Raw genomic sequence first — 8,874 nt, 5'->3', positions numbered from 1 at the left:
CCCAGTGGCATTCGTGGGGTGGCGTTCGTGAGTGGGGTCAGGCGTCGACGAGCGACGCGGAATCGGTGTCGGATGCGGTGGCCGGTGCCGGTTCGGCCGGCGCCGGTTCGGGTGTGGCCACCTCGCGCCGCCGCGCGAGGAGGCGATCCACGGCCCACGATCCGGAGCCGAGGAAGATCAGGACGAACATCGCCCAGCAGAACAGCGCGGCGGATTCACCGTCGTTCTGGATGGGCAGTGCCCCGTCGGCCTGGTGGCCCCAGAAGTAGGCGTACGCCATCGATCCGGAGCAGAGGAAGGCCGCGAGCCGGGTGCCGAGGCCGACGATCAGTGCGGTGCCGCACACGACCTGGATGATCGCACCCCACCAGCCGGGCCATGCGTCGAGTTGTGCGGTGGCTCCGCCGTAGGGTTCCGCCGGCCACGCCCACAGGCTCGTGGTGCCGTGGCAGAGGAACAGGAAACCGACGACGATGCGGAAGGCGGCGACGGCGTGATCGCCGAAACGGTCCGGCCAATGGCGCACTGAGTTCATCACGTGCGGAAGTAAAGCATGCCTACCCTTACATGCGGGGTGCTTGGTCATCGTTCCTCCGGTTTCGGTGGAGCTGCCCCCGCTTTCCGGGGGTGGATCCACAGAAATCCGCTCAACAGGGACCACCGGACACGCTGCGCTTGTGATATTTCCGTGTCGTCGGGCGTCGCACCCGTTATGGTTCTGCGCATGACGGCTACGAGACGTGCACTGGCGACGGTCGTGATGGGTGCGGGTGCCGTCGTAGCCGCCGTCGCGGCGGCTCCCGCCGCGGCCGCGGACCCTGCGGACGCGTGCATCCGCAACGGTGGCGGGCTCGTGACGATCGACGGCGCCGAGCCCGTCCCACCGGTTTTCGGATTCGACGGTCCCCGCCTGCTCGGACTCCAGGGCGGCGTCGGCAACGCATGCATCACCAACGTGGGTCCCGGCGCCGTGACCGTCACGCATCCCGAGGGACGTGTCCCGGGACGCACCGAGGTGTCCACCGCGCTCGTGGAGATGCGGGTCGACGGCGGGCTCGGCAACGTCGCCGTCACCAATGTCGGTACCGGGGCGGTCACGGTGCACCGGACGGAGGTCACGCCCGAGCCCGTTGCGGCGCCCGCACAGGCTCCGCTCCCCGGGATGCCGGAGCTGATCCTCGACGCGGGAACCGACGGCGTCTTCGTCACGAACGTCGGTACGGGCGGTGTCACGGTCGTCGACCGTGCCGTCGCGCCTGTGGACCTCCCGGCCCCGCCACCGCCTCCCCCGGGTGCGGTCGTCACCGATCCGTTCAGCGGAAACATCTATGTGACAAACCTCTTCGGGCCCGACATCGTCGTCGCGGAACCCGCCTCGACCGCCGAAGGGAGCGTGGTCGAGCGGCCGGTCCCGGGAACGGCAGTCGACTACGGGACGGGCAACGTCTTCGTGACGAACATCGGCGGGGGACAGGTGACCGTCGTCCGCGGCTGATCCGCCGGCCCCGTCGTTTCCCGACAACGTTCCGGACTCGGATACATCACATCCGGTTCACGAATATGTCATCCTTCTACTCGATACTGCCGGGGAGGGACGCGGCACCAGGACAGTAGCGGGGCGGGGACATGGCTATGAGAAGAGTGTGGGCGGCAACGGTGGCCGCAGTGGCGGCATGTGCAGCAGTATTCGTCGCAATGCCTGCGGCGCAAGCCAATCCGTCCGGATGTCCGACCCTGAACGTGGTCGCTGTGCCTGGAACGTGGGAGACCTCGAACACCCCCGACCCCGGCCGCGGGAACGGCATGCTCGCCCAGGTTACGTCCAATCTTCCCGCCGGGGCCCGCGTCGACTACGTCGCGTATCCCGCCACGGCCTTTCCGTGGGAGGGCGACGTGTACGCGGCCTCCCGCAACCGCGCTGTCGACAACGCGCGCGGCATCATCGCGGCCACCGCCGAGCGGTGCCCCCTCACGAACTTCGCCCTCGTCGGCTACAGCCAGGGTGCCGATGCCGCAGGCGATCTCGCCGCCGAGATCGGCACCGGGCTGGGAGTGGTCGGTCCGCACCGCCTCGTCGCGGTGGGTCTGCTGTCCGATCCGCGCCGCTCCGAACTCGACCCGTTCGTCGGTCCGCCCGTCGCCGGCACCGGTGCGGGAGGTGCCCGCGCGGGAGGCTTCGGATTCGTAACGCCCAACGTGCGCACCATCTGCGCGGTGGGCGACCTCTACTGCTCGACGCCGCCGGAGGACTTCGTCACGCGACTGGCCGGCTTCCTCGCGATCTCGGCGGGCAGCCCGTTCGAGCAGCTCGAGAACTACCGCGACGAGGCGACGGCGCTCTACAACGACATCATGACCGCCGGGGGCATCCCGATGCTGCAGCTGCAGCTCACGCCCGAGGCGAACGAGCTGCGCGAGCAGAAGATCCGCACCTTCTACGAGTCGCAGATCCACCAGGACTACTCGAACTACGTGGTCGACGGTCGCGGAACGACGGCCACGCGGTGGCTGCACGACTGGATCGCCTCGAAGGCCTGACCATCAATCGATGTCGAATCGTGCGCCCACACGCATGACACGGGGCGCGAAGCGCATCAGCCACTTGCGGACCTTCGCGCCCGGGGCGACCGTCACCACAGGCTTGTTGTGACGGACCGCCCCGACGATCGCCTTGGCCACCTTCTCCGGCGCGATGTGCAGGCGCCGGTACATCGCGAGGGTGCGGGTGCGTCGCGCTGCTCGTAGTTCCTTGTTCGGCGCGACGTACTCCGTCGCCCGGGTGAGGTTGGTGTCCACCAGGTCGGGACACACGACGGTCACGCCGATCCCGTGTTCGAGCAGTTCGGCGCGCAGGCACTCCGACAGCATGAACACCCCGGCCTTGCTCGTCGTGTAGGCGGCGAGGTTGCGTTGCGGCATGTACGCCGCGGCCGACGAGACGTTGACGATCTGCCCGCCCGTGCCGGCGTCGATCATCTGCTCCGTGAAGGCGCGGCAGCCGTAGACCACTCCCCAGAAGTTCACGTCCATCACGTTCTCGAAGACGCTCTGCGGAGTGTCGGCGAAGGCACCGATGACACCGATGCCCGCGTTGTTGACGAGCACGTCGGCGACGCCGTGCCGCTCGCGAACGGTCTGCGCGAACTTCCGGACCTGCTGTTCGTCGGAGACGTCGAGTTCGTAAGCGTGAGCGGCGCCGCCGAAGACGGCCTCGGAACCTCCGGCACCGGGAGCCGGGACGTTCACGAGCGCCACCGTCTCGCGGGCGCTGTCGAGATCCTTGTCTGCCACGACGACGATGGCACCTTCGGCGGCGAAGGCGATCGCCGAGGCCCGGCCGATCCCGCTACCACCACCGGTGACGACGACGAGGGCGCCGGTCAGGTCGCGCAGGCGGCTGCGTAGTGCAGCGCCGGCGCGCCAGCGGCGTATCTGGGCGATCCGAGAGGTCACCCCACCATCGTGACGCACTCGCCGCGTGTGGTCCGGTCAGTACAGGAACTCGCGGTAGAGCTCGCGTTTGCCCGGCTCGGCGTCGGCCGGGATCTCGATCGAGTGGAGTTCGGCGTGCATGTCGCGCATCGAGGGGACCGCCGCGCGGTCGGGATAGGTCGACGGATCCCACAGCTTGGCGCGGAGCAACGCCCGCGCGCAGTGCAGGAAGACCTCGTCGATCTGCACGATCACAGCGAGCTGCGCCGGCTTGTTCTGCAGCGACAGCTTCCCGAGCAGGTCGGGGTCGGTCGACAGCGTGGCGCGGCCGTTGATCCGCAGCACCTCCTCGTCGCCGGGTACGAAGAACAGCAGCCCGACGTGAGGGTTCTCGAGGATGTTCCGGTACGAGTCGGCGCGGCGATTGCCGGGCCGGTCGGGCAGCGCGATCGTGTGGTCGTCGAGGACGAGCACCGCCGACTCGATGTCGCCGCGCGGCGAGCAGTCGCAGTTGCCGACGGCGTCGGCGGTGGCGATCGTGAAGAACCGCGCCAGCGACAGGAAATGCCTGATGAGCGGCGTCAGGTGTGGTCGCGCCTTGTCGACGATCGCCGGGTGCGGAATGCCCAGGACGGCCTCGAGCTCGTCCTGTGTCCGTATCCCGCCCTGTACGAGTTCGTCGATCCTGTCCGCATCCATCCGGTGCACCTCCGGCGGTGACCGTATCAATCCTGCACGGGAAGATCACGTCGGCGTCCGTGTCATGCCCTGGTCAGGGGCTGCACAGTCGATTGCTTCCGGTCACCGGGACGACCCGGGAGGCAGGACTCCGGATCCCGGTAGAACGGGTGGCGACGCCCCCGCCCGGAAGGATCGAGATGACCGACTCCGCCCTGCTGGCCTCCCTCCTCGAACGCGTACAGCTCCTCGAGGACAAGGCTGCGATCCACGAGGTCCTCACGGCCTACGGCCCGGCCGTCGACGCCGGTGACGCCGAGGCGGTGGGGGAACTGTGGGCCGAGGACGCCGTCTACGACGTCGACATCCGCCTGATGGAGGGTCGCGACGCCATCATGAAGATGGTGCGCACCCGACCGCACCAGGATTACATCGAGGAGGGCTGCGGTCATCTGCTCGACCCGGTGCACATCCGGGTCGACGGCGACACCGCCGTCGCGACCTGCCACTCCCTGCTGCTGCGCCGCAACGCCGATTCGGATTCGTTCCGGGTGTGGCGGGTGAGCGCCAATCGTTTCGAACTCGCCCGGATCGACGGCAGCTGGAAGATCGTGCGCCGCACGTCGCGGTTGCTCGACGGCAGCACCGCCGCCCGCGACCTCCTCGCGAGCGCACGGCGCTGAACCCACGACTCGCTGGTGGGCCGCTGGGGGCTCACCCGCGGCCGGCTCCCGGGGCGCTCAGACGCGCAGGGTGTCGCGTACGTGCCCGGTCTCGTTGATCGACGCGACGCGACGCGCACCGCTGCGTGAGACGAGGATGCGCGTCACCGACGCGTACTCGATGGGGAACATCAGCGGCCGGGGCAGCTCGAGCAGGTGCTGCAGCACGATGTTCACGACCCCGCCGTGGACGAACAGCGCCACGGTCTCGGCGTGGTCGCACGTGTCCACCACGTGGTCGATCCCGCGCAGCACCCGCGTACGGAAGGCGTCCCCGTCCACGAAATCGGGCAGGTGACCTGCCAGGATGCGCTTGTAGGCAGCCGGTGCGACGTCCTTCGCGGCGTCGATCGTGAAGTAGTGGTCGTGGCCGTAGTCGTACTCGGCGATGTCCTCCATCTTCTCCACGTCGAGCCCGCGTCGTTCCGCGACCGGCTCGGCCGTCTGCAGGGCCCGCAACTGCGGGCTCGAGAACAGGCGGGTGATGTTGTACGGGGACAGCGCGTCCGGCAACCGCGACGCCTGGAGACGACCGGCCTCCGTGAGCGGCGGGTCGGCGACCCCGGTCTCGGCGCGGGCGTTGTTCGGCTCGGCGTGGCGGATCAGGAGTAGCTGCACGACCTCACGATGCCAGGTGGAGCGGTTTCACGTGAAACCACCCATCAGGAGCGCCGCGGCTTCGTGAACGGGAACGCCAGCGACTCGCGGATGCTCCCTCCGAGTACGAGCATCACGATCCGGTCGACACCCATACCGAGGCCGCCGGTGGGAGGCATCGCGTATTCGAGTGCTTCGAGGAACTCCTCGTCGAGTTCCATCGCCTCCTCGTCACCGCCCGCGGCGAGCAGCGACTGCTCGGTGAGGCGGGCACGCTGGTCGAGCGGATCGGTGAGCTCGCTGTAGGCGGTCCCCAGCTCGACACCCCAGGCCACCAGGTCCCACTTCGCCGCGACACCCGGCTTGCGGGGGTGCGGCCGGGTCAACGGCGACACCGAGGTCGGGAAGTCGGTGTAGAAGGTGGGGAACTCCGTCTTCGATTCGACGAGGTGCTCGTACATCTCCTGCGCGGTGGCGCCGGCGTCCCAGGCAGGGTTGTAGGGGATCTCGTGTTCGTCGCACAGGCGTCGCAGGACGTCGACGGGGGTCTGCGCGTCGACGAACGTCCCGAGCGCCTCGGAGATCGCGTCGTGGAAGGTCTTGACGGGCCACTCGCCGGAGATGTCGATCTCGACCGGGGTACCGTCGGGTCCGGGCCGCAGGATGATCTCGCGTCCGTGTGCCGCGCGGGCCGCTGCCTGGATCAACTCGCGTGCGACCACCCGCATCTTCTCGTAGTCGCTGTGCGCCTCGTATGCCTCGAGGATCGTGAACTCCGGGTTGTGCTTGAAATCCGCACCCTCGTTGCGGAACACCCGGCCGATCTCGAAGACCTTCGCCATGCCCGCGACGCACAACCGCTTCAGATACAGCTCGGGGGCGATCCGCAGGTACAGATCGGCGTCGTAGGCGTTGATGTGCGTGATGAACGGTGCGGCGTTCGCGCCGCCGTGCACCGACTGCAGGATGGGGGTCTCCACCTCGAGATAGCCGCGGGCCTGCAGTTCGTCGCGTAGCGACCGCACCACCGCGCTGCGTGCCGCGAGGTGGTCGCGTGCCCCGCGGTCGATCGCGAGATGCAGATAGCGTTGCCGCACGCGGGCTTCCGGGTCGACGAGGCCGTGGTACTTGTCGGGCAGCGGATGCAGGCACTTGCCGTCGATGCGCCACGAATCGGCGAGCACCGAGATCTCGCCGGTGCGGCTGCGTCCCACCTCGCCCGACACCTCGACGAGGTCACCGAGGTCGAACAGGAAGCGTTGTCCGGCAACCCGTTGCCGGTCGACGAGGATCTGGATGTCGCCCGACCAGTCGCGCAGCACCGCGAACAGCACACCGCCGAAGTTGCGGATGCGCAGCAGGCGTCCCGCCACGGTCACCGGGGTGCCGGACTTCGCGGCCCGGGCCTCGGCGGCCGTGTGGGTCGGGGGATGCGCGACCGGATAGGGATCGACACCGTGTTCGACGATCCGCTGCAGGGTGTTCATCCGCACCTGGACCTGCTCGGGGCGGCGACGTCCGTGCGCGACGGCGGGCGTGCCGTCGGCGAGTTCGACGCCGGGTGCGCTGCCGTCGTCGTGCAGTTCCGCCGCGACCACCTGGTCCTCGGGGAACGCCGAATGTGTTCCCGTGTGCTGCTGGGTGTTCCGGCGACCGAAGGTGGGGAGGGTGAGGAAGCCCTCGGCGATCGCCGACGCGAGCGCGACGCGCGGGATGAGCCGGTTGTCGCGGAAACACAGGAAGCGGGGCACCCACTCGGGGTGGTACTTGACGTTGGACCGGTACAACGCCTCGAGCTGCCACCACCGTGAGAAGAACAGCAGGATCGACCGCCACAACCGCAGGATCGGGCCGGCACCGATCCGCGCGCCCTCCTCGAAGACCGACCGGAAGACCGCGAAGTTCAACGAGATCCGCTCGACGTCGAATTCGGCACCGCGTGAGGCGAGCTCGGAGACCATGAGTTCGACGACGCCGTTGGGGGCCTGCGGGTCGCGGCGCATCAGGTCGAGCGACACCCCGTCCGATCCCCAGGGCACGAGCGAGAGCATCGCGACGACCTTGCCGTCCGCGACCGCTTCGACGAGCAGGCAGTCGCCGTCGAGCGGATCGCCGAGTCGGCCGAGGGCCATCGAGAAACCGCGCTCGTTCTCGGTGTCGCGCCAGGCCTCGGCGCGCTGGATCGCCGCCGACAGCTCGATGGGCGACAACTCGCGGTGACGCATGATCCGTGCGGTCACACCGTGTTTGCGGGCGCGGTTGACGGCCTGCCGCACCGGTCGCATGTCGCGTCCGGCGAGACTGAAGTCGCGGGTGAGCAGGACGGCCTCGTCGCCGAGCTGCAGCGCGTTCAGGCCCGCACGGTGGTAGGCCGTCGCACCGTCCTCGCTCGCCCCCATCACCGCGGGCGTCCACCCGTAGGCACGGGCGAGATCGAGCCATTCGTCGATGGCGTGCGACCACGCCTCCTGGTTGCCGATCGGATCACCGCTCGCGAGGCACACCCCGAGTTCGACGCGATAGGTCACCGCGGCCTTGCCGCTGGGGGCGAACACCACGGCCTTGTCGCGGCGGGTCGCGAAGTAGCCGAGCGAATCGTCGCTGTGGGCGAGCAGGCCGCGGATGGCCGATTCGTCACTGCCGGTGAGCGCATTGCTCGCTCGCTGCGAGCGGAACAGCACCACGACGGCCGCGAGCACGGCGAGTGCACCGAGCAGGCCGAGGATCGTGTTGACCAGCCCGTTCGGGCGACCACCGAACTGGTCGTTGTCGATGAACGTCAGTGCGGTGACGCGGTTGAGCGCCCACAGGAACCGGTCGGGAGGAGGCAGGGTGCCGGGGAACAGCTCCACCAGGCCCCAGCCGATGAGCGTCGCGACGACCAGGCCACCCACGAGCACACCGAGTGCGGCCCAGACGTTTCCGCGCCGCACGCGCGTGTAGAACTCGGGATAGGACAGCAGCAGGAGCGCGACGATCAGCAGGTGGACGACCAACGCGACGAGGTGGTTCGGGTCGCGCTCGACGATGCTCATCACGAGATTGGTGATGGTGAATCCGCCGAGGTAGATCGTCAGGATCCACCATGCGATGCGTTTGCGGCCGGCGACGGCACCGGCGAGCAGGCCGAGGACGAGAGCGAACGACAGGCTGGTGTCGGGAGCGTCGAAGTAGTACTCGTCGAGATATTCGCGCGGGGCGTGGATCCAGTAACGCAGGGTCGGGGAGATCGACCACAATGCGACCACGACCGCGTAGATGCCCAGGATCAGGCCGAGGACGTGCGGTACGGCGGACAGACGTCCACCGACGCGGTCGGTCAGTGAGGGCCGGGAGGGCGGTCGGGCGTCCTCCACCGGACGCGGGCGCTCGACAGGAGCGGCGGAATCCGCAGACATGGAATAGAACGGTAACGGGCAAACGCGGCAGCCGTGGGACGAACGGC

Annotated in this window: 8 protein-coding genes; 3 read left to right on the top strand and 5 right to left on the bottom strand. The window is 68.8% G+C overall.

What is annotated here, in order from left to right:
* Positions 1 to 37: 37 nt before the first annotated feature.
* Positions 38 to 535, bottom strand: coding sequence for a DoxX family protein (locus ACLBYD_RS00960; RefSeq protein WP_447815348.1), 498 nt, complete (start codon positions 533 to 535; stop codon positions 38 to 40).
* A gap of 189 nt (positions 536 to 724) precedes the next feature.
* Between ACLBYD_RS00960 and ACLBYD_RS00955 the strand changes: the two genes are divergently transcribed.
* Both ACLBYD_RS00955 and ACLBYD_RS00950 read left to right on the top strand, forming a co-directional pair.
* Positions 725 to 1,495 carry a hypothetical protein gene (locus ACLBYD_RS00955; RefSeq protein WP_447815058.1) on the top strand — a complete coding sequence of 257 codons (771 nt, stop codon included), beginning with the start codon at positions 725 to 727 and terminating at the stop codon, positions 1,493 to 1,495.
* Between the two features lie 200 nt (positions 1,496 to 1,695).
* Complete coding sequence (locus ACLBYD_RS00950; protein WP_447815057.1) at positions 1,696 to 2,538, top strand: cutinase family protein; 843 nt, start codon at positions 1,696 to 1,698, stop codon at positions 2,536 to 2,538.
* 3 nt (positions 2,539 to 2,541) lie between these two features.
* Here the strand turns inward: ACLBYD_RS00950 and ACLBYD_RS00945 are convergent, their stop codons facing one another.
* Complete coding sequence (locus tag ACLBYD_RS00945) at positions 2,542 to 3,453, bottom strand: SDR family NAD(P)-dependent oxidoreductase (protein WP_447815056.1); 912 nt, start codon at positions 3,451 to 3,453, stop codon at positions 2,542 to 2,544.
* Positions 3,454 to 3,489: 36 nt separating this feature from the next.
* Complete coding sequence (locus ACLBYD_RS00940; RefSeq protein ID WP_006553337.1) at positions 3,490 to 4,131, bottom strand: MSMEG_1061 family FMN-dependent PPOX-type flavoprotein; 642 nt, start codon at positions 4,129 to 4,131, stop codon at positions 3,490 to 3,492.
* Between the two features lie 179 nt (positions 4,132 to 4,310).
* Between ACLBYD_RS00940 and ACLBYD_RS00935 the strand changes: the two genes are divergently transcribed.
* On the top strand, positions 4,311 to 4,793 hold the full coding sequence (locus ACLBYD_RS00935) for a nuclear transport factor 2 family protein (RefSeq protein ID WP_024102596.1): 483 nt from the start codon (positions 4,311 to 4,313) through the stop codon (positions 4,791 to 4,793).
* 57 nt (positions 4,794 to 4,850) lie between these two features.
* On the opposite strand, the gene ACLBYD_RS00930 is transcribed toward ACLBYD_RS00935, so the two are convergent.
* Positions 4,851 to 5,450 carry a histidine phosphatase family protein gene (locus ACLBYD_RS00930; protein WP_060652364.1) on the bottom strand — a complete coding sequence of 200 codons (600 nt, stop codon included), beginning with the start codon at positions 5,448 to 5,450 and terminating at the stop codon, positions 4,851 to 4,853.
* Between the two features lie 44 nt (positions 5,451 to 5,494).
* The gene (lysX, locus tag ACLBYD_RS00925) at positions 5,495 to 8,827 is read right to left on the bottom strand and encodes a bifunctional lysylphosphatidylglycerol synthetase/lysine--tRNA ligase LysX (protein WP_447815055.1); all 3,333 of its coding nucleotides are present in this window, start codon (positions 8,825 to 8,827) and stop codon (positions 5,495 to 5,497) included.
* Positions 8,828 to 8,874: the final 47 nt, after the last annotated feature.

The sequence above is a fragment of the Rhodococcus sp. C26F genome, assembly GCF_053345925.1.
This window is presented reverse-complemented; position numbering and strand designations above follow the sequence as displayed.